This is a genomic window from Variovorax sp. P4_B10 (assembly GCF_056402375.1).
In genome coordinates, this window is the sequence record NZ_JBFUHN010000105.1 from 1 (window position 1) to 19911 (window position 19911).

The 19911-nt window shown below is 68.5% G+C and carries 19 protein-coding genes and 1 pseudogene; 3 read left to right on the forward strand and 17 right to left on the reverse strand.

Annotated features, from left to right (window positions below; translation table 11 throughout):
* From AC1DXX_RS30155 to AC1DXX_RS30205, 11 genes and pseudogenes are all read right to left on the reverse strand, one after another.
* Positions 1-102, reverse strand: a pseudogene (locus AC1DXX_RS30155) (electron transfer flavoprotein subunit alpha/FixB family protein); the annotation flags it as partial.
* Between the two features lie 14 nt (positions 103-116).
* The gene (locus tag AC1DXX_RS30160) at positions 117-866 is read right to left on the reverse strand and encodes an electron transfer flavoprotein subunit beta/FixA family protein (protein ID WP_478137878.1); all 750 of its coding nucleotides are present in this window, start codon (positions 864-866) and stop codon (positions 117-119) included.
* A 37-nt stretch (positions 867-903) separates the two neighbouring features.
* The gene (locus AC1DXX_RS30165) at positions 904-1902 is read right to left on the reverse strand and encodes a Bug family tripartite tricarboxylate transporter substrate binding protein (RefSeq protein WP_478137879.1); all 999 of its coding nucleotides are present in this window, start codon (positions 1900-1902) and stop codon (positions 904-906) included.
* Positions 1903-1940: 38 nt separating this feature from the next.
* Positions 1941-3884, reverse strand: coding sequence for an acyl-CoA synthetase (locus AC1DXX_RS30170; RefSeq protein WP_478137880.1), 1944 nt, complete (start codon positions 3882-3884; stop codon positions 1941-1943).
* A gap of 48 nt (positions 3885-3932) precedes the next feature.
* Positions 3933-4931 (reverse strand): Bug family tripartite tricarboxylate transporter substrate binding protein, encoded by a 999-nt coding sequence (locus AC1DXX_RS30175; protein WP_478137881.1) that lies wholly within the window; start codon positions 4929-4931, stop codon positions 3933-3935.
* A 45-nt stretch (positions 4932-4976) separates the two neighbouring features.
* Entirely contained in the window at positions 4977-6185 is a 1209-nt protein-coding gene (locus tag AC1DXX_RS30180) for a CaiB/BaiF CoA transferase family protein (protein ID WP_478137882.1), read from the reverse strand.
* A gap of 64 nt (positions 6186-6249) precedes the next feature.
* A complete protein-coding gene (locus AC1DXX_RS30185; RefSeq protein ID WP_478137883.1) occupies positions 6250-7062 on the reverse strand; it encodes an oxepin-CoA hydrolase, alternative type in 813 nt (270 codons plus the stop codon).
* The gene (locus tag AC1DXX_RS30190) at positions 7059-8201 is read right to left on the reverse strand and encodes an acyl-CoA dehydrogenase family protein (protein ID WP_478137884.1); all 1143 of its coding nucleotides are present in this window, start codon (positions 8199-8201) and stop codon (positions 7059-7061) included. Before AC1DXX_RS30190 ends, AC1DXX_RS30185 begins: the two co-directional genes overlap by 4 nt.
* 12 nt (positions 8202-8213) lie before the next feature.
* Positions 8214-9422 carry an acyl-CoA dehydrogenase family protein gene (locus AC1DXX_RS30195; protein ID WP_478137885.1) on the reverse strand — a complete coding sequence of 403 codons (1209 nt, stop codon included), beginning with the start codon at positions 9420-9422 and terminating at the stop codon, positions 8214-8216.
* 10 nt (positions 9423-9432) lie between these two features.
* Positions 9433-10623, reverse strand: a complete 1191-nt coding sequence (locus AC1DXX_RS30200) for an acetyl-CoA C-acyltransferase (protein ID WP_478137886.1) — start codon at positions 10621-10623, stop codon at positions 9433-9435.
* A gap of 14 nt (positions 10624-10637) precedes the next feature.
* Positions 10638-12773 (reverse strand): 3-hydroxyacyl-CoA dehydrogenase NAD-binding domain-containing protein, encoded by a 2136-nt coding sequence (locus AC1DXX_RS30205; RefSeq protein WP_478137887.1) that lies wholly within the window; start codon positions 12771-12773, stop codon positions 10638-10640.
* Positions 12774-12920: 147 nt separating this feature from the next.
* Here AC1DXX_RS30205 and AC1DXX_RS30210 point away from each other — a divergent pair, with 147 nt between their 5' ends.
* Positions 12921-13853, forward strand: a complete 933-nt coding sequence (locus tag AC1DXX_RS30210) for a LysR family transcriptional regulator (RefSeq protein ID WP_478137888.1) — start codon at positions 12921-12923, stop codon at positions 13851-13853.
* Here AC1DXX_RS30210 and AC1DXX_RS30215 read toward each other — a convergent pair.
* Together AC1DXX_RS30215 and AC1DXX_RS30220 are read right to left on the reverse strand one after the other, a co-directional pair.
* Complete coding sequence (locus tag AC1DXX_RS30215) at positions 13838-14065, reverse strand: hypothetical protein (RefSeq protein ID WP_478137889.1); 228 nt, start codon at positions 14063-14065, stop codon at positions 13838-13840. The two genes, AC1DXX_RS30210 and AC1DXX_RS30215, sit on opposite strands and share 16 nt — an antisense overlap.
* 48 nt (positions 14066-14113) lie before the next feature.
* Positions 14114-14683, reverse strand: a complete 570-nt coding sequence (locus AC1DXX_RS30220; RefSeq protein WP_478137890.1) for a YbhB/YbcL family Raf kinase inhibitor-like protein — start codon at positions 14681-14683, stop codon at positions 14114-14116.
* 119 nt (positions 14684-14802) lie between these two features.
* Between AC1DXX_RS30220 and AC1DXX_RS30225 the strand changes: the two genes are divergently transcribed.
* Entirely contained in the window at positions 14803-15321 is a 519-nt protein-coding gene (locus tag AC1DXX_RS30225) for an ureidoglycolate lyase (RefSeq protein ID WP_478137891.1), read from the forward strand.
* On the opposite strand, the gene AC1DXX_RS30230 is transcribed toward AC1DXX_RS30225, so the two are convergent.
* Entirely contained in the window at positions 15322-15702 is a 381-nt protein-coding gene (locus tag AC1DXX_RS30230; protein ID WP_478137892.1) for a cupin domain-containing protein, read from the reverse strand.
* 140 nt (positions 15703-15842) lie between these two features.
* Here AC1DXX_RS30230 and AC1DXX_RS30235 point away from each other — a divergent pair, with 140 nt between their 5' ends.
* A complete protein-coding gene (locus AC1DXX_RS30235; protein ID WP_478137893.1) occupies positions 15843-16403 on the forward strand; it encodes a hypothetical protein in 561 nt (186 codons plus the stop codon).
* Positions 16404-16422: 19 nt separating this feature from the next.
* On the opposite strand, the gene AC1DXX_RS30240 is transcribed toward AC1DXX_RS30235, so the two are convergent.
* The 3 genes from AC1DXX_RS30240 to AC1DXX_RS30250 are packed head-to-tail and all read right to left on the reverse strand — an operon-like array spanning position 16423 to position 19703.
* The gene (locus tag AC1DXX_RS30240) at positions 16423-17601 is read right to left on the reverse strand and encodes an amidase (protein WP_478137894.1); all 1179 of its coding nucleotides are present in this window, start codon (positions 17599-17601) and stop codon (positions 16423-16425) included.
* Between the two features lie 27 nt (positions 17602-17628).
* Complete coding sequence (locus AC1DXX_RS30245; protein WP_478137896.1) at positions 17629-18618, reverse strand: ABC transporter ATP-binding protein; 990 nt, start codon at positions 18616-18618, stop codon at positions 17629-17631.
* 35 nt (positions 18619-18653) lie between these two features.
* Positions 18654-19703, reverse strand: coding sequence for an ABC transporter ATP-binding protein (locus AC1DXX_RS30250; protein WP_478137895.1), 1050 nt, complete (start codon positions 19701-19703; stop codon positions 18654-18656).
* Between the last annotated feature and the right edge of the window lie 208 nt (positions 19704-19911).

A 19911-nucleotide genomic window follows, 5' to 3' on the forward strand; every position in this document is an offset into this window, starting at 1 on the left:
GTGGTGCACGTCGCCCCCGCAGGCGAGCGCGGCGGTCACGGTGTTGAGGGTCGCGGGCTTGACGGTCGCGTGGTCGTGTTCGGCAATAACAAGTGCGGTCATGGTCGTTGTCTTCCTCAGATCACTTTGGCTTCGTTCTTGAGTTTGTCCACCAGGGTGGCGACGTCGGGCACCTTGATGCCGGCACCGCGCTTGGGCGGCTCGCTGACCTTCAGGGTCTTCAGGCGGGGCTTGACGTCCACGCCCAGGTCTTCGGGCTTGAAGACGTCGAGCGTCTTCTTCTTGGCCTTCATGATGTTGGGCAGGGTGACGTAGCGCGGCTCGTTCAGGCGCARRTCGGTGGTGATGACGGCCGGCAGGCTGAGACTGATGGTTTCCAGGCCGCCGTCGACTTCGCGGGTGACSGTGGCCTTGYCGYCGGMCACTTCGACCTTGGAGGCGAAGGTGGCCTGGGGCAGGTCGGCCAGGGCCGCCAGCATCTGGCCGGTCTGGTTGGCGTCGTCGTCGATGGCCTGCTTGCCCAGGATGATGAGCGACGGTTGTTCCTTGTCGACCAGCGCCTTCAGCAGCTTGGCGACGGCCAGGGGCTGGAGCTCTTCGGTGGTTTCAACGAGGATGCCGCGGTCGGCGCCGATGGCCATGGCGGTGCGCAGGGTTTCCTGGCACTTGGCATCGCCGCAGGAGACGGCGATGACTTCGGTGACCACGCCCTTTTCCTTCAGGCGAACGGCTTCTTCGACCGCGATCTCGTCGAAGGGGTTCATGCTCATCTTGACGTTGGCAATGTCCACCCCGGTGCCGTCGCTCTTCACGCGCACCTTCACGTTGTAATCGACGACCCGTTTGACAGGCACAAGAACTTTCATGGCTGTTCCTCTTGAATGACAAAAAATGGGGAAGGGGTTACTCGAGCTTCGCGCCCGATTGCTTGATCAGCCGCTCCCACACCGGGCGCTCCTGCTTCCAGGCGGCGGCAAAGAGTTCGGGCGAGCTGTCCTTGATCTCGAAGCCCATGGCCGCCACGCGCTCGCGCACGTCGGGCTGCTGGGTGGCCTTGCGCACTTCCTCGGCGATGCGGTCCACGATGGGCTTGGGCGTCTTGGCGGGCATGGCGATGGCCAGCCAGCCGGTCACGCGGTAGGCCTCGTCCTTCAGGCCCTGCTCGGCCAGCGTGGGCACGTTGGGCAGCGTGCTCATGCGGCGCTCGCCGGTCACGCCGATGGCCTTGATCTTGCCCGCGTCGATGTGCGGCTTGGCCACCAGCGCACTGGCATACGCCATCTGGATCTGGCCGCCGATCAGGTCCTGCACCATCGGCGCCTCGCCCTTGTAGGCGACGTGGTTCATGTCGGCCTGCTGCGAGAGGCTCATGTGGGCGCCGGCCAGGTGCGGGTAGGCGCCCACGCCGTACGAGCCATAGGCCAGCTTGCCCTTGTTGGCGGCAACGTGCTTCAGCAGCTCGGGCCCGGTCTTGGCCGGCACGCCGGGATGCACCACCAGCACCAGCGGCGCCATCGCGATCTGGTAGACCAGCGTGAGGTCGCGTTGCGTGTCGTAGGGCAGTTTCTCGTAGAGGAACTCGTTGGTCATCAGCGAGTTGCTGAGCGACAGCACGATGGTGTAGCCGTCGGGCGCCGACTTGGCGACCGCATCGGTGCCGATGATGCCGGCCGCACCGGGCTTGTTGTCGATGACGATGGGCTGGCCCAGGCCGGCCGACATCTTCTGGCCCAGCACGCGCGCCAGAACGTCGGTGGCGCCGCCGGCCTGGAAGGGCACCACCATGCGGATCGGCTTGTTCGGGTAGGGCGCCTGCGCGTGCGCCGGTGCCAGCGCGAACAGCGCGGCGGTCGATGCGGCGGCGCAGAGCAAGGCGCGGCGGTTCGAGGGTTGATAGGTCATGGGTTGTCTCCCGTCTGGTTTCAAAAAAATCCTGAAGCTCACTTCAGCGCGATGCGCGTCTTGAAGGGCAGCGGCGCCAGCGCCTTCTGCAGCCGCTCCTGCAGCGCAGCGGCCAGCGCCCCCGCTGCCGCGGCATCGATCTGCACGTGCACGAGGTTCTCGCCTTCCGTGGTCACCGCAGGCCGTGCCGCGTCGCTGGCACCCAGTTCGGCGCAGACCTCGCCGACCGTCGCACCCACCACCTGCCGCGCAGCCATCGCGCGCAGCTCGGGCTTGTAGATCTTTCCGACGTTGGTCATCGGCATGGTGCCGATCACCGACACCCACTTGGGCCTGGCGGGCGCCTCGTCCACGCGCGCGGCGGTGAAGGCCAGCAGTTCTTCCTCGGTGGCCGAGGTGCCGGGCACCAGCGTCGCGAACACCACCGGCAGCTCGCCCGCATAGGCATCGGGCGCGCCGACCGCGGCGCACAGCTGCACGGCCGGGTGCGCGCCCAGCGCGTCCTCGATGGTCTTCGGGTCGATGTTGTGGCCGCTGCGGATGATCAGGTCCTTCGAGCGGCCGGTGAGGTTGAGCCGTTCTTCACTGTCCATCCAGCCCAGGTCGCCGGTGGCGAGCCAGCCGTCGGCCGTGAAGGCCTTGGCGTTGTCGGCCGGATCGACAAAACCCGAGAACACATTGGGTGACTTGAAGAGCACCATGCCCTGCTCGCCGGGCGCCACGTCGCGGTCGCTCGCGTTGCCGTTCTCGTCGAGCGCCACGATGCGGATCTGCGAGTAGGGCAGGCGAAAGCCAACGCAGCCCGCGGGTCCGTTCACGCCCGGTGGCGTGATGGTCGAGATGCCGGCCATCTCCGTCATGCCCAGGCTCTCGTGCACATGCAGGCCGAACAGCCGCTCGAAGCGCGCGGCGAGTTCGGGGGCGAGCACGGCGGCGCCGGTGCGGCAGTAGGTGATCGAGGAAATGTCCGCGCCGTTCAGCGGCACGTTCGCCAGCGCCGCGAGCACGGTGGGCACGGCCGAGAGCGAGGTCGGCCGGTACTTCGCGACCAGCTGCCAGTAGTTGGCCAGCACCTCCTTGTTGCGCAGCAGCGAAGGCGTCGGAATGATCACCTCCACGCCCGCCGACAGCGCAGCGAGCGAGGCCGGCAGCACGCCCGCCACATGGAACAGCGGATAGCCGTTGATCGAGATGCCGTGCTCGTTCATGCCCGCGAGCTGCACGCTGGCCCAGGCGGTGAACACCTGCGCGCCGTGGCTGTGGCGCGCGAGCTTCGGCGCACCGGTGGTGCCGCCGGTGTGGAAGTAGGCGGCGATGTCGGAGGGCGCGATGTCGCGGCCGCTCACGAGGCGGTCGGCCGGCTGCGCCGTGCGCAGCACGTCGAACTCGGCCACGCCTTCGGGCAGCGCACCGGCTGCGCCGGGCGCTTCGTCGTGCGGTGCCACGCGCAGCACGGTGGTGAGCGTGGGCACCTGGCCGCGCAGCCGCATCGCCTTCGACCACATGCCTGATTCGCTGTCCGAGCCGTAGGCGATCAGCACCTTGGCGCGGCCCGCGGTCATCAGCGCCACCAGCTTCTCGTCGGTCAGCAGCGGGTTGAGCGGCTGCACGATGCCGGCCGCTTCGCCGCCCCACAGTGCGAGGTGGTACTCGAGGCAACCCGGCAGCAGAACCGCCACCGCGTCATGGGGGCCCACGCCCAGCGTGTGCAGCATGTTGGCGGTCTGGTGGATGCGCGCGAGCAGCTCGGCGTACGACCAGCGGATCGGCGCGTCGGCCGGGTTGCCGGTGCGCAGGAAGGTCAGTGCGGTCTTGTCGCCGAAGGCTGCGCCGGCATTGCGGAATATCTCGTAGGTGCTGCGGACCGTGAGCGCTTCTGCGAGCGGCGTTTTCTCGAGCCGCTGGATGTCGGCCAGGCCGCGCACCGGAAACGAGGGGCGGAACGGCGCGCCGGCCGGGTTCTTCTTCGGGTTGTCTGTCATGTCTGTCTCCTTGGCGTGGTCCTGCCCCCGGGGCGCTTTTCCGCTGTTTTACTGGTTCGTGATGTTGTTGTCGCGGATGACCTTGCCCCAGCGTTCGAAGTCCTGGCGCATGCGCACGCCGGTCTGCTCGGGCGTGCGGTAGGCCGCGAAGGAGCCGACGCTTTCGAGCTTCTCCTGCACCTGCTTGTCGGCCAGCGCGGTCTTGAGTTCGGCGCTCATGCGGTCGATCACGTCCTTGGGCGTGCCGGTGGGTGCGAGCAGGCCGCCCCACGAGGTGGCATCGAAGCCGGGGAAGCCCTGTTCGGCCACCGTCTTCACGTCGGGCAGCAGGCTCACGCGCTGGCCCGAACCGACAGCGATGGCGCGCAGCTTGCCCGCGCGGACGTGCGGGAGCACGCCCACGAGGTCCGAGAACATCGCGGGCACCTGGCCGCCGATCAGGTCGGTCACGGCCGGCGCGCTGCCGCGGTAGGGCACGTGCTGCATGTCGAACTTGCCGATGGTCTTCAGCTGCTCGGTCGTCAGGTGGCCGAAGCTGCCGGCGCCGGCCGTCGTGTAGTTGAGCTTGCCGCCCTCGGCCTTGGCCTTGGCGATCAAGCCCTGCAGGCTGTCGACCTCGGGCAGCGACTTCGGGTTCACCACCAGCACGATCGGCAGGTCGTAGACCGAGCCCACGGGCGTGAAGTTCTTGAAGATGTCGTAGCCGGTCGGGCCGTAGAGGTGCGAGGCCAGCAGCGTCGGCGTGGCGAGCATCACGAAGGTGTAGCCATCGGGTGCGGCGCGTGCCGCGGCGGCAGCGCCCACGGTGCCCGAGGCGCCGCTGCGGTTGTCGATCACGATGTTCTGTTTGAGCGCGACCGACATCTTCTGCGCCACGATGCGCGAGGCCACGTCGGTCGGGCCGCCGGGCGGGAAGGGCACGATCAGCGTGATCGGCTTGGTGGGCCAGGCTTGCGCGAAGGCGCTGCCGGCCACGAGGGGAAGGGCCAAGGCAAGGAGTGCATGGCGAAGGGGATTGCGGAGGGAACGGAAAGCGAGGGAGGCCATGGACTTCTACTACTTCAGGGGATCAGGGAGGCACCGGCATCTTCTTCAGACGACGCCACTTGTTTTCAGTGCGGCCAGCTTTTCATCCGACAGGCCGAGCAGGGACTGCAGCACGTCGTGCGTGCCTTCGCCCAGGGTGGGCGGCGCGCTGCGCACCGGCAGGCGCTCGCCATCGAAACGGTAGGGCGGGGCCAGCACGTTGACCGTGCCGGCCACCGGGTGCGGCTGCGTGGTCACGAGGCCGGCGTCGGTCGCGCGTTTGGAGTTCAGCGCTTCCAGCAGGCCGAGCACCTCGCCGCACGGAATGCCCGAGGCGGTGAGCTTCGCGAGCAGGTCGGCGCGCTGGCGTTTGGCCAGCTCGGCGTGCAGCTCGGGCAGCAGCACCGCGCGGTTCGCCGAACGCAGGATGTTGGTCTTGAAGCGCTCGTCGGCCGCGAGGTCGGGTCGCTCGATCACCTCGGTGCAGAAGCGCGCGAACTGCGCGTTGTTGCCCACCGTGATGACCAGCGGACCATCGGCCGCATCGAACACGCCGTAGGGCACGATCGACGGATGCGAGTTGCCGTAGCGCGGTGGGTCTTCACCCATCAGCAGCGCCTCGAGGCCGTAGTAGGCGGTGATCATCAGGCCGCAGTCGAACAGGGCCATCTCCACATGCCGGCCCCTGCCGGTCTTCTCGCGCTGGTAGAGCGCGGCCAGGATGGCCTGCGCCGAATACATGCCGGTGAACAGGTCCACGGCCGCCACGCCGAACTTCAGCGGCGGCTGGTTCGCTTCGCCGTTGAGCGCCATCAGGCCGGCTTCGCCCTGCACCACGAGGTCGTAGCCGGGACGCGCGGCCTCGGGGCCGGTGCGGTCGTAGCCCGAGATCGAGCAATAGATGAGGCCGGGCTGCTCCTTGCTCAGCTGCGCGTAGCCGAGGCCGAGCTTGTCGATGCCGCCGAACTTGAAGTTCTGGATCACCACGTCGCACTGCTTCGCGAGGTCGCGGGCAATCTGCTGGCCTTCGGGCGTCTGCAGGTCGAGCGTGACCGAGCGCTTGTTGCGGTTCACGCTGTTGAAGTAGGCGGTTTCGGTGTTGCCGACGCGCAGGCCCCAGTCGCGCGTGTCGTCGCCGCGGCCCGGGTGCTCCACCTTGATCACTTCGGCGCCCATGTCGGCCAGCACCATGCCGCACCAGGGGCCCGCGAGGATGCGGGACAGATCGAGGACGCGCACACCGGCAAGCGGCAGCGAGGAATTCAGCGAGGACATGACGGCAACTCCAGGGAAACGAAAAACCCCCGCACCCGCGCGCGAGGGGAGGGCACGGACGGCGTCAGGACGCGTCCGGCTTGCGATGGCGCAGCGCGACGAAGTCGGCCTTGCGCTTGCCAAGGAACGCACCGATGCCTTCGGCCGCTTCGGCATCGGCCTGCGACTCGACCATGTAGACGGCCTCGGCTTCGAGCTGCTCTTCGAGCGTGGCGCGGTGCGCCTGCCGGCACAGCGTCTTGATGCGTGCGCTCGCGCGTTGCGGGCCATCGGCCACCTTGGCCGCGAGCGCGACGGCCTCGGCCAGTGCGGCGCCCTTGTCGGTCAGGCGGTTGACCGCGCCCAGTGCGTGCAGGCGCTCGGCCGGCATGCGGTCGCCGGTCAGGCACATCTCGGTCAGCACCTGGCGGGAGACGAACTCCGCGAGGAAAGCCGTGGCGCCGCCGTCCGGCGTGAGGCCGACCTTGACGTAGGCGACCGTGTAGAAGGCATCGCGCGCCGACACGAGCATGTCGCAAGCGAGCGCCATCGAGAGGCCGGCACCGGCTGCGCCGCCTTCGACGGCCGCGATCACCGGCTTGCCGCAATCGCGGATCGCGCGGATCAGGTTGTGCAGGCCCTCGAGCTTTTCTCGGCGCTCCGAAGCGGGCAGTTCGCGGCGCTTGGCGAGCAGGTTCAGGTCGCCGCCGGAGCAGAAGAAATCGCCCGCGCCGGTGAAGACGATGGCGCCGACCTCGGGGTCGTTCGCCGCATCGGTGAGGGCGGCCGACAGTTCGGCGTACAGCGTCGGCGTGATCGCGTTGCGCGCGCCGGGGTTGCTGTTGGTCAGGATGCGGACTGCGCCCTGTTGGCTGATGAGGACCGTCTTGTCAGTCATGCCACGACCTCCTTGCCGAGCGCGATGTAGCGCTGCAGGTGGTGGTCTTCGTCACCCAGCTGGTGGTCGATCATCACGAGCCGCTTGGCGTAGTGCGGCAGTGGCAGCTCCCACGTCATGCCGATGCCGCCGTGCATCTGGATGCTTTCTTCCGCCACCAGCGCGCCGATGCGGCCGATGCTGAACTTGGCGGCCGACAGCGCACGCTCGCGCGCCACGCGGTCCGTGCCGTCGATGGCCGCCGCGGCGTTGATCACTGCCGAGCGGGCCTGTTCGATTTCGAGCAGCAGGTCGGCCATGCGGTGCTGCAATGCCTGGAAGCTGCCGATCAGGATGCCGAACTGCTTGCGCGTGCGCAGGTATTCCAGCGTGGCGGTCTTGGCGGCTTCCATCGCGCCCACGGCTTCGGCGCACAGCGCGAGCACGCCGCGGCCGATGGCGCGCTCCAGCGTCGCGTGGCCCTGGCCTTCGGCGCCGAGCAATGCATCGGCGCCGAGCTTCACGCCGTCGAGCGCGAGTTCGGCGACGCGGCCGCCGTCGATGGCGGGGCAGCCGCGCACCGTGAGGCCTGCGGTCTTCGCGGGCACGAGGAACAGCGAGATGCCGGCTTCGTCGTCCACCTTGCCCGAGGTGCGGGCGGAGACGAGGAACAGGTCGGCCTGTTCGCCCTGCGGCACGACAGCCTTGGCGCCGTTGAGCACCCACCCATCGCCGCTGCGCTCGGCGCGGGTCGAAACACGCGTGCGCTCGTAGTGCGTGTCGGCCTCGTCGTGCGCAAAGGCTGCGACGGTCACGCCGTTGATGATGTCGCCGAGCTTTTCTTTCTGCGCGTCGCTGCCGGCGGCAACGAGTGCCTCGCCGACCATCACCGCGCCCAGCAGCGGCTCGACCACGAGGCCGCGGCCCAGTGCCTCGAAGACCACGGCGATGTCGAAGCCGCCGCCGCCGAAGCCGCCGTCGGCCTCGCTGAACAGCGCGCCGATCACGCCCAGTTCGGCAAACTGCTGGAAGATTTCCTTGCTGAAACCGTGTGCGGACTTCGCGATGCGGTCGCGCGCATCGAAGGCGTACTGCTCGGCGATGAAGCGGTTCAGGCTGTCGGCGAGCATGCGCCGGTCTTCGGTGTGTTCGAAGTTCACTGCATGTCTCCTTTACAGGCCCAGGATCATCTTGCTGATGATGTTCTTCTGGATTTCATTGGAGCCGCCGAAGATCGACAGCTTGCGGTTGTTGAAGTAGCGCGCGGCTGCGGCCGATGCGTAGGCGGGGCCGAAGGTCTCGCCGTCGAAGCCGTCGTGCAGCGCTTCCTCGACGAAGGGCCGTCCGTACACGCCCATCGCACGGCGCGCGAGCGACGAAATCTCCTGCCGGATCTCGGTGCCGCGAATCTTCAGCATCGAGCTCTCCGCACCCGGCACACCGCCACCGGCCACGGCAGCGATCACGCGCAGGTTCGTCGTCTTCATGTTCTCGAGGTCGATCTCGACACGCGCCAGGCGCGCAGCAAACGAGGGGTCATCCGCGAGCGGCTTGCCGTTCTTCGTCTGCTTTGCGGCGATGCCCTTGAGCTGTTCCAGCGCGGCCACCGAGAAGCCCACGCCCGCGATATTGGTGCGCTCGTAGGTCAGCAGGTACTTGGCGCAGGTCCAGCCCTTGTTCTCTTCGCCCACGAGGTTCTCGGCCGGCACGCGCACGTCCGAGAAGAACACCTCGTTCACCTCATGCTCGCCGTCGAGCGTGATGATCGGGCGCACTTCCACGCCGGGCGAGGCCATGTCGATCAGCAGGAAGCTGATGCCTTCCTGCTTCTTCGCCTCGCGGTTGGTGCGCACCAGGCAGAAGATCATGTTGGCGTGCTGGCCCAGCGTGGTCCAGGTCTTCTGGCCGTTCACGATGTAGTGGTCGCCCTGTGCGTCGATGCCGCGCACGGCCGAGGTCTTCACCGCCGCCAGGTCGGAGCCCGCACCGGGTTCCGAGTAACCCTGGCACCACCAGTCGGCACCGTCCAGGATGCGCGGCAGCCAGTGCCGCTTCTGCGCCTCGTTGCCGTACTTGATGAGCACCGGCCCCAGCATGTTCACGCCGAAGGGCACGATGCGCGGCGCGAAAGCCAGCGCGCATTCGTGTTCGAAGATGAACTTCTCCACCGCCGTCCAGCCCGGTCCGCCGTACTGCTCGGGCCAGTGGTTGGCGAGCCAGCCGCGCGCGTTGAGGATGGCGTGCCATTCCTGCATGTCGGCCTTGGTGAGGATCTTGCCGCCGCCGACCTTGGCCGAGAGGCGCACGGGCAGCTTGGCGGCGAGGAAGGCGCGCACTTCCGCGCGGAAGGCTTCTTCTTCGGGGGTGAAGTTCAGGTCCATCGCAGGCTCCTCAGTAAATTTCAAAGAGGCCCGCGGCGCCCATGCCGCCGGCGATGCACATCGTGACCACGGCGTACTTCGCGCCGCGGCGCTTGCCTTCGATGAGCACATGGCCCGTGAGGCGCGCGCCGGTCATGCCGAACGGATGGCCGATGGAGATCGCGCCGCCGTTCACGTTGAGAAGCTCCGACGGAATGCCCAGCTTGTCCTGGCAGTAGATCGACTGCGAGGCAAAAGCCTCGTTGAGTTCCCAGAGGCCGATGTCCTCGACCTTCAGGCCGTGGCGCGCGAGCAGCTTGGGCACGGCGAACACCGGGCCGATGCCCATCTCGTCGGGCTCGCAACCGGCCAGCGCGAGGCCGCGGAACGCGCCCAGCGGCTTGATGTTGGCGCGCTCTGCGTCCTTGGCTTCCATCAGCACGCAGGCAGAGGCGCCGTCGGAGAGCTGCGAGGCATTTCCGGCCGTGACGAACTTGTCTTCGCCCATCACCGGCTTGAGCTTGGCAAGCGCTTCGTAGGTGGTGCCGCGGCGGTTGCAGTTGTCTTCTGTGGCGGTGACTTCGCGGTAGGTGACTTCCTTGGTTTCCTTGTCGGTCACGGCCATCGTGGTGGTGCAGGCGACGATCTCGTCCCTGTAGCGGCCTGCGATCTGCGCCTCTTCGGTCTTGCGCTGGCTCTCGGCGGAGAAGCGGTCCTGTGCCTCGCGGCTGATGTTGTAGCGCTTGGCGACGATGTCGGCCGTGTCGATCATCGCCATGTAGAGATCGGGCTTGTGCTCGACGATCCACGGGTCCAGGCTGAGGTCGCCGCCATCACCGGGGCTGCGGCCACGGATCTGCGAAATGCTTTCGACGCCGCCCGCGATCATGGCCGGCGCGCCGTCCACCACGATGCGGCCTGCGGCCATGGCGATCGCCTGCAGGCCCGAGGCGCAGAAGCGATTCACCGTGGTGCCGGCGATGCTGATCGGCAGGCCCGAACGGATGATGGCCTGGCGCGCGATGTTGCGGCCCGTGGTGCCCTCGGGATAGCCGCAGCCGAGGATCGCGTCCTCGATCAGCGCAGGGTCCAGCCCCGAGCGCTCGACCGCGGCCTTCACCGCGAAGGACGCCAGCGTTGCGCCGGGAGTGATGTTGAATTCGCCGCGGTGCGCCTTGGTGAGCGGGGTGCGGGCGGTGGAAACGATGACGGCTTCACGCATGGGAGTGCTCCTGTTTATTCGGATTGGTTAAGGCTCGAGAAATCGGCGCCGCGTTCGACCAGCTCCACCAGCAGCGGCGACGGCTTCCAGAAGATCGGGTCTTCCTTCGCGAACTCGCGGATGTCGGCGAGCACGTTGGCCAGGCCCACGGTGTCGGCGTACTTCATCGGGCCGCCGCGGTGGCGCGGAAAGCCGTAGCCGTAGAGGAAGGTCACGTCCACGTCGAGCGGGCGCAGCGCGATGCGCTGGAGCACGACGTTGGCGCCTTCGTTGACCATCGCGGCCATGTAGCGGCGAATGATTTCTTCGTTGGTGAAGCTGCGCCGCACGATGCCCGCGCGCTCGCGCTCGGCGTCGATGATGGCGAGCACGGCCGGGTCGGGCGAGCCGGTGCGCGCGCCTTCGGGGTACAGGTAGTAGCCGCGCTGCGTCTTCTGGCCGAACCAGCCGCGCTCGCAGATGCGGTCGGCGATCTGCACGTAGCGCGCCTGCGGGTCGCGCGTGGCGGCCTTGCGCTTGCGCGTGGCCCAGCCGATGTCGCCGCCCGCGAGGTCCGACACCTGGAACGGGCCCATCGGGTAGCCGAAGTCGCGCACTGCTTCGTCGATCTGGTAGGGCGAGGCGCCGTCTTCCATCATGTGGTCGGCGGCCTGTCGGTACACCGCGAGGATGCGGTTGCCGATGAAGCCGTCGCACACGCCGGCACGCACCGGCACCTTCTTGAGTTTCTTCGCGAGCTCGAAGCCGGTCGCGACCACGTCGGCGCTGACCTTGGCCGGCACCACGATCTCGAGCAGCTTCATGATGTTGGCCGGCGAGAAGAAGTGCAGGCCCACCACGTCCTGCGGGCGCTTGATGCTGGCCGCGATCTCGTCGATGTCGAGGTACGAGGTGTTGGTGGCGAGCACGGCGCCGGGCTTGCAGACGCGGTCGAGTTCGGTAAACACGGCCTTCTTGACGGACATGTCTTCGAACACGGCCTCGACCACGATGTCGACCTGCGCGAGCGCGTCGTAACTCGTGGAGCCCGAGAAGCGCGCCATCACCGCGGCCTTGGCCTCGGGCGTCATGCGGCCCTTCTGGATGAGACCGTCGTACACCTTCTCGACATGCTGGCGGCCGCGCGCGAGGCTGGGCTCGTCGCGCTCGATCATGGTCACGGGCATGCCCGCGTCGAGCATCGCCACCGCGATCCCCGCACCCATGGTGCCGCCGCCAATGATGCCGGCCGATTCGAGCGCGCGCGGCTTGGCGGACCGGGTCTCGGGCGCCTTCAGCACTTCGCGTTCGGCAAAGAAGGCATGGATCAGGCCGGCGCGCTGCGGGCTGTCGATGCATTGCAGGAACAGTTTGCGCTCGAGCGCCATGCCTTCGTCGAAAGGCAGCGTGAGCGCGCCCTCGACGGCTTCGATGATCTTCATCGGCGAGAACAGGCCGCGGCTCTTCCTGGCGGTGTCGACGCGCGCGGCTTCGAGGGCGGCGCGGCTGGCTTCGGCATCGGCCAGCGCGGTGGCTTCGCGTGTGCGTCGCACCGGGGCCTTGGCGGCGATGAGCTCTTGGGCGTAGGCGATGCCTTCGGCCAATGCGTCGGCGCCCGTGCCGAGGCGGTCGACCAGACCGAGCGACAGTGCTTCCTTCGCGCCCGCATGGCGGCCACTGAGCATCAGTTCGAGCGCGGGCTTCACGCCGATGAGGCGCGGCGCACGCTGCGTGCCGCCCGAACCCGGCAGCAGGCCGAGCGCCACCTCGGGCAGGCCCAGCTTGGCCGTGGGCGAGGCGAGGCGGTAGTGCGCCGACAGCGCCACTTCGAGCCCGCCGCCCAATGCGGCGCCATGGATCGCCGCGACCACGGGTTTCGTGCAGTTCTCGATGCGGATGCACACCTCGGGCAGAGATGGCGGCTGCGGCGTCTTGCCGAACTCGCGGATGTCCGCGCCGGCGATGAAGTTGCGGCCCGCGCCGACGATCAGCACCGCGGCGGCACCGCTGTCGGCCTCGGCTGCCTCGATGGCGGCTACGAGGCCGCGGCGCACATCCACGCCCAGGGCGTTGACGGGCGGGTTGTCGATGGTCACCACGAACACGTCGCCTTGACGCTTGAAGGTGACGGGACCGGAAGACGTGGAAGGGCTGGAGGTTGTGGTGGCCATGTGCTTGTCTCTTGCGTTGGCGGGCCCTGCAAACGCGAGGGGCCCGAGGCTCTGGGGGTGAACCCAGCATTCTTGGCCCGCGCCGAGGCTTTGACAATTGCATAGACGGTTGACAGACTGTCAAAGAATTTTTGACACAATCGGCCCATGGACCTCCAATCGTTGACCCTGCTGGTGGAAATCCTTGACGCCGGCAACCTGAGCGCCGCCGCCCGCCGGCTCAAGATGAGCCGCGCCAACGTCAGCTACCACCTGAACCAGCTCGAGCGCTCGGTCGGCGCGCAGCTCGTGCGGCGCACCACCCGRCGCGCCGAGGCGACCGAGATCGGCCTGCGGCTGTACCAGCACGGCGTGGCCATCCAGACCGAACTGCTGGCTGCGCGCGAGTCGGTCACCACGCTGGGCGAGGGCCTGCAGGGCCGTGTGCGGCTGAGCGTGCCCAGCGGCTACGGGCAGCTGGTGATGGCCGACTGGCTGATCGACTTCAAGCGGCAGTACCCCGGCATCGTGCTCGACGTGGTGTTCGAGAACCGCATCGAGGACCTGCTGCGCGACGAGGTCGACATCGCGGTTCGCGTGATTCCCGAGCCGCCGCAGAACCTGGTGGCGCGCGACCTCGGGCCGGTGCGCTACGTGGCTTGTGCCTCACGCGACTACGCGGACAAACATCCGCTGCCCGTGCAGCTCGACGAACTGCAGGGCGCGCCGGTGGTCACCGCCGCCGTCATCGGCCGGCAACTGCGCGTGTCGGCCTACCAGGGCCAGAATCTGGGAGTGGTGCGGCGCGAGGTGATCCTCGAGCCGACGCTGATCTCGGAAAACTTCCTGTTCCTGCGCCAGGCCGTCCTGGCGGGCCTGGGCATCGGCCTCGTGCCCGACTACGTGGTGCAGGAGGACGTGCGCAAGGGCGACGTGGTGACCACGCTCGACGACTGGCGCCTGAGCATCTTCGGTACGCAGATGTTCATGCTCTACATGCCGAACCGGCAGCACACGCGGGCGATCCGGACCTTCATCGACTTCATCCTCGAGCGGGTGCGGGCACCCGGCACGGAACCGGCCGGTCAGTCGCAGCGGTAGGTGACTTCGCCTTCCGGTACGCGCGAGCCCTTGGGGCCGAGGAAGCGCATCGGTGCGCCGAAATTGCGGCAGTAGGCCTCGGCATCCTGCGCGGTGGGCGACTTGAACACGCCGTCGCCGAGCCAGGTGACGCGGGGTGCGGGCCGCGAGGCGCAGCCTGCGACGACGAGGGCGGCTGGAAGGAGAGCGAAGAGTGCGAATGAGCGGCGCATCGGAGATGCGCATCGCTGCGCACTGTGTATGAAAGGAACCCCGCGACTTTAGCGGCTGTAGAGCCCGACCACGCTCTGCCCGCCCAGCGCATGGCCCTTGAGCGCTGCAAGCAGCGCATCGCGCGTGAGCCCGGCCGGCAGCGCGTCTGGCGCCAGGTCGGACGCCACCACGGTCAGCACGTAGTGGTGCGGATGGTCGCCGACCGGCGGGCACATGCCGCGGTACGCCGCGGCGCCTGCCACGTTCGGCCCCATGGTGAAGCCGGCCGTCTCGCCCGCCTTGAGCTGGCCGCGCTCGGCGGGGATGTTGTAGGCCACCCAGTGCGAAACGCCGAGGCCCAGGGCGCCGTCCGGGTCCGACACCAGCACGGCAACCGACTTCGCCTTGGCGGGCAACTGGGTCCACGCCACGGGCACCGAGACGTTCTTGCCGCCGCAGTCGCCGACACCGCCGTGCTCGGCCGGGATGGCGGTGCCGTCGGCAAAGGCGCTGGACGTGACCTTCATGCCCGTCGCGGCCTTGCCGCCGGTGGTGGGTTGCATGGCGGTGCAGCCCGCCATGAGGGTCGCGAAGGCGACGGCCGGGATCGAGAGGGTGCCGAGGCGAAGGGTGGGCATGTGTTCTCCAGGGGTGGTTGTCGTGGTTGCGTGATCTGCGGCAGAGCGTAGCCAAGGTTCGGGCGATCCGCAACGCAGCGTGGAGTGACCACCGGCATGTTTTCTGCTGTACTCGTCGCATGACCGATGCCGCTCCCCACGTCCTTGTGCCGCAACCGCTGACCCCGCAAGCCTTTGCGCCCTATGGCACGGTGCTGGCCGCGCCCGCAGGTGCGGGCCGCCCGATCAATGGCGGCAACGCCGAGCGCTTCGACCTCGTCGACGACCTGCAGCTCGGTGCGCAGGGCGGCCGGCCGATGCTCGCGCTGTTCCGCGCGCAAGCCCGGCGCTTTCCGCACGAGGTCACCGAGATGGAACGGCATGCGCTCGGCAGCCAGACCTTCGTGCCGCTGGGCGAGCGGCGCTTCGTGATCGTGGTGGCGCCCGCCGGCGAGGCTCCCACCACGGCCGGCATGCTCGAGGCCTTCGTCACCGACGGCCGCCAGGGCGTGGTGCTCGCGCCCGGCACCTGGCATCACGCGCTGCTGGCGGTCGATGCGGGTGACTTCGTGGTGATCGAGCGTGCCGCGGCGGGCGTCGATTGCGACGTCTGCCGGCTGCAGGAGCCTGCCCGCATCGAGGCCGCTGCCCCGGTTTGATCAGACCGGACGCAGTTGCTCCGCGAGCGAGCGCGTTTTCTCGGTGACGGTGCTGCCGGTATGAAGGGTGGTCTTGCGTTCGATCAGCATCAGGTGGCATTCCTGCTCGGCCACAGGGTTGTGCCGAACGCCCTTGGGAACGACGAACATCTCGCCCTCCCCGAGTTCGACGGGGCCGGCCTCCATCTCGATGCGAAGGCGGCCCTTCAGCACCATGAACAGCTCGTCTTCGTCGTCATGGCTGTGCCACGCGAGCGAGCCGTGGACCTTGGCGACCTTGATGTAGGCATCGTCGACTTCCGCGACGACGCGCGGCGACCAGAACTCGGTGAGCGAAGCGGCGATTTCCTTGGGGGTGCTGACCTGGTTGACGTTCGACATGGGATTCCTGTGGCTGTTCGCGTTGTGAGGTACGCGGGGGTGGTTATGTGACCGTTTCCCGAAAAGGTGGTGCCGTGATCTGGACTGCGTCTTCGCAGAAGATAACCCCAAGCTTCGGCGCCTGCCATGATCGGGTCCTTATGACCCGAGAAGACCCGCGCTGGGACGCGTACCTCCACGAGCGGCATTCGCCCGAAGAACTGCGCGGCTGGGCGCGCAGCCTCGCGTACTTCCGCTTCTGCCGGGCCTTCGGCGGCCATGCCAATGACGGCGACTGCCTGCGCGCGGCGCTGGCCGTGCCGTCGGCGCAGGACCTGTTCGACGTGGCCGAGCAGCTGGGTATTGCGCTCGAGCGCCTGCCGGCCGACAACCCCGAGCCGGTGGTGGGCGTGAGTTACACGGGCGCCGAGTTCATGAAGTTCATACCCTCGATCCCGGGCTGCCACCCGCCGATCCGCCAGCCGGGCCAGGTGCGCATCGCCGGTGCAACCGTGTTCGCATGGGTTCGCGCTGGCCGGCTCGATCTATCGATGTCAGACGAAGACGAGCCCTACGAGGTGACCGCGCGCACCGTGCGCGACGCACAGGCCGTGGAAGCGCTGCTGCGCCCGCTCGGGCACCTTTGCATCGATCCGCCGCAGGAAGGGCGCCATTGCCTGAGCCCGAAGGCCTGGCCAGGGCTGTGGCCGGACGCGGCGTGAGACCGGGCCGCCCGGGCCGTCAGGCCGCGATGCGCTCGGCCAGGGCGATCAACGACCGGTCCGACCCGGCCGGCCCGAGCAGCGAAATGCCCAGCGGCGCACCGTCGCGGGTCGCCAGCGGCATCGACAGCTGCGGAAAGCCGGAAAGCCCTGCAATGCACAGCAGCCGGATCGCACGGTTGCGGTAGTCCTCCAGCGAAGCCTCGGTGTCGCTGCGCAGCGGCGCGATGTCGGGCATTGTCGGCATCAGCAGCACGCTGTCGTTGCCGAGCAGCGCGGCGAGGTGGTCGCGAAAAGCGGTGCGGAAGGTGCGGCCCGTTGCCACCTGCGCATCGGTCACTTCGCGCGACCATGCAAAGCGTTCGGCCACGCCCGGGCCCAGCGGCGGCGCATAGCGCTCGATCAGCGGGCCATCGGTGAGCCAGGCTTCGCGCGATTGCAGGTAGCGGAAGTTCCAGTACATCGCGTCGAAGGATTCCAGCGCCACCGTCGTGCCCTGTGCGGGGCCGAGCAGGCTTTGCACGCGGTCGGCCACGCCTTTCAGCGCTTCGGCCGCGGCAGGCACGGCCAGCGCCCAGACATCGTCGGGCCGCAGCAGCCGCACGCGTTCGGGCAGGGCAGCGGCATCGGCGTCCAGCAGCACGTCGGCCACGCGCGCGAAGGTGCCGATGTCGCGTGCGAACCAGCCGCAGGTGTCGAAGCTGGGCGCCAGGTCGAGCGCGCCCTCGAGGCTCACGCGGCCGTGCGTCGGGCGCAGGCCGTACAGGCCGCAGTGGTTGGCCGGCGCGCGCACCGAGCCGCCGGTGTCGGTGCCGAGCGCGAAGTCGCACAGGCTCGACGACACCGCCGAGGCCGAGCCCGACGACGAGCCTCCCGTGATGCGCAGCGGCGCGCCGCCGTTGATCGGCGCACCGAAGTGCGCGTTGTTGCCGTTCATCGAGAATGCGAGTTCGTCGGTCACGGTCTTGCCGGCAAAGCGCGCGCCCGCATCGAGCAGCTTCTGCACGGTGGGTGCGGTGCGCGTCTTGATGCCCGACATCGCAAGCACGATCGGGTTGCCGCCGCCGGTGGGATAGCCGGCCACGTCGAACAGGTCCTTGGCGGCAAAGCTCAGGTCAGCCAGCGGGCCGGTCGAGGCGCGCGCCACCGGCGCGTCGGGGTACGGAACGAAGGCGTGGGCGGGATCGTGCAACGGCATGGTGGTGGGAATGAAAGGGTGGAAGGTTCAGGCGACCAGCACGGGCGCGATGGCCGCTGCGGCATCCGTATGGATGCAGCGCACACGGTGGTTCGGCGCAAGCTCGACCACGGGCGGCTGCGCGGCGCGGCAGGCATCGCTGGCCAGCGCGCAGCGCTCCGCGAAGGAGCAGCCGGGCGGCAGTGCGGAAAGATCGGGCGGTGCGCCGCCGATGGTTTCGAGCCGCGTGCCGCGCGCCAGTGCGCCGTGCGCGCGGCTCTTGAGCAGCGCGATCGTGTACGGATGGCGTGGCGAGCGGATCAGCTCGCGCGCCGTGCCTTCCTCGACGATGCGACCCGCATACATCACGGCAATGCGGTCGGCCACCTCGACGGCGGCGCCGATGTCGTGCGTGACGAAGATCACCGACAGCCCGAGGTCGCGCTGCAGCTCGCGCAGCAGCAACAGGATCTGGATCTGGACCGTGGCGTCGAGCGCCGTGGTCGGCTCGTCGGCCAGCAGCAGCTGCGGCCTGCAGGCCAGCGCGAGCGCGATCATGGCGCGCTGGCGCATGCCGCCCGACATCTCGTGCGGGTAGGCCGCAAGGCGCCTTTCGGGGCTCGGAATGCGCACGCGCTCGAACAGCGCCAGCGCGCGCTTTTGCGCTTCGGCCTGGGTGACGCTTTCATGGCGGCGGATCGACTCGACGATCTGCGCGCCCACCGAATACACCGGGTCGAGCGCCAGCAGCGGCTCCTGGAAGATCATCGACGCAACCTTGCCGCGAAAGTCCGCCAGCTCGCGCTGCGACATCGCGAGCACGTCGCGGCCCGCCACCTCCACCAGGCCGCCCATGCGCGTGCGGCGCTCGGGGTGCAGGCGCAGCAGGGTGCGCATGGTCACGCTCTTGCCTGAACCCGATTCGCCGATCAGCGCGACCACCTCGCCGCGCTGCACCTCGAGGCTCACGCCGCTGACGGCATGCACGGGCTTGCGGCCGCCGCTGAAGGTGACGCTGAGGTCGCGCAGCCGGACCATCGGCCCGGCGGTGCCGTTTTCTGCTGCTGTCATGCTCATGCGGCCTGCCTCTGGAGGGGTTGTTGCTGCTGCGCCATCGGATGTCCRCTGCCCGGCTCGTGGATCAGGCAACTCACCGCATGCTGCGACCCGGTGGCGATGCGCTCGGGCACGACCCTGCTGCACACCGGTGCGGCCAGCGCGCAGCGCGGATGAAAGCGGCAGCCCGAGGGCGGGTTGATCGGGTTCGGCGGATCGCCCGCGAGCGCCGCTTCTTCGGTGCGGTTGTCGGGGTCCATCGACGGCATCGAGGACAGCAGCGCGCGCGTATAGGGATGCGCGGGCGCTTCGTACAGTGCATCGGCCGGGCCGATCTCGGCCACCTGGCCGAGGTACATCACCATCACGCGGTCGCTCACGTAGCGCACCACGTTGAGGTCGTGGCTGATGAACACGTAGGTGAGGCCGAACTCGGTCTTCAGGTCGAGCAGCAGGTTGATGACCTGCGCCTCGACCGACTTGTCGAGCGCCGACACCGCCTCGTCGAGGATCACCATGCGCGGCTGCAGCGCCAATGCCCGCGCAATGTTCACGCGCTGCCGCTGGCCGCCCGACAGCTCGTGCGGGTAGCGCTCGGCAAAGCGCTGCGGCGCCAGCCCCACGCGCGCGAGCAGGTCGCGCGCCCGCGCCACCGCCTCGCGCCGCGACACGCCGTGCACCTGCGGCCCGAAGGCCACGGAGTCCTCGATGGTGAGGCGCGGGTTGAGCGAGGCGTAGCTGTCCTGGAACACCATCTGCACCTGGCGGCGGAATTCCTTGAGCGGCAGGTCGCGGCTGCCGACCTCGCGGCCGTCGAACACCACCTCGCCGCGTGTCGGCTCGATCAGTTGCATCAGCAGGCGCGCGGTGGTCGACTTGCCGCAGCCCGATTCGCCGACCACGCCGAGCGTTTCGCCCTTCATGACCTCGAAGTCCACGCCGTCCACGGCGCGCACCACGCCGCCGCCACGGCCCAGCGGGTCTTTCTTGAGCGGGAAGTGCTTGACCAGGCCGTTGATGGTGAGGAGCGGTTGTGCCGGACCGCCGATGTCTTTCAGTGTGTCCATGTGCGGGGTTCTTCTGTGTGCGTGCGTTGGGTAGGCTTGTGTTCGGGGYGCGTGCACRRGGCACGCTGCTGGTTTGCRGCCGATCAACMAGTGCTCTGAGCGAKCACGCCGATGGGGTGCCTTGCGCAGCGAAATAAAGGAGGAGGCCTGCGGCCCTAGGCCGCGCCGGGGGACATTCGCGGAGCAAGGTACCCCGTCGGCGTGAGCG